Raw genomic sequence first — 725 nt, forward strand, 5'->3', positions numbered from 1 at the left:
CCCGGCAACCTCACGCAACTGATGCGCGTCAGTGCGCACCAGATCGGCCAGCACATGCGCATCCCCGGCATCGCTTTTCGCGCCCGAAACCCCCAACCGCTCCCGCGAACGGGCCGCCTGCCGCGGGTTGACCGCGAACACCCGATACCCCGCCGCGACCAGCGCCGCCACCCACGGTCCCCGATCGGTCTCGATCCCGATCAACACCTGGTCCGGCTCGGCATCGGCGGGCAACCACCGCGCCAGCAACTCATGCAGCCGCGCTACCCCCTGCACTCCTTCCGGTAACCGGGCCCTGCCCAGCCGCCGCCCGGACTGGTCCTGGATCTCCACATCATGGTGATCACGCGCCCAGTCATCACCCACGAACAACACCACGCCCTCAACCCTCCAACCACCCGTCCGAACAAGTCACTGGCAGCCACGTGGAAGAAGGTCAACGGCCTAATGGTCGAGTGCTCACACCACACAGGTCGGCACGACATCCCTTCAGTGATCAACCTCTTCCACCACCAGTAGGGGCACGGTCTTCACGAAGATCTCAACAAACCCGGGACCCACAAGTGCTCACCCACCAGCAGCCACCACATCCGAGCCTGCCAAACCAGCCCGAACACACGCCATTAGGGACCCTTCACGGCTTGCCCCGGTCCCTCCGGCCGGGGGTGAGGGGCCTGCAAAGGGGGGTGCGGGTTGCCGTCGTGGGTGGTCACCGTGAGTGGGGG

Annotated in this window: 1 protein-coding gene; it reads right to left on the bottom strand. The window is 66.3% G+C overall.

The features are described 5' to 3' along the window. A partial coding sequence (locus ACYU7Q_RS21825) for an IS110 family transposase (protein WP_460611575.1) occupies positions 1–375 on the bottom strand: 375 nt, incomplete at its 3' end. Between the last annotated feature and the right edge of the window lie 350 nt (positions 376–725).

The sequence above is a fragment of the Hymenobacter terrigena genome, from assembly GCF_054776515.1.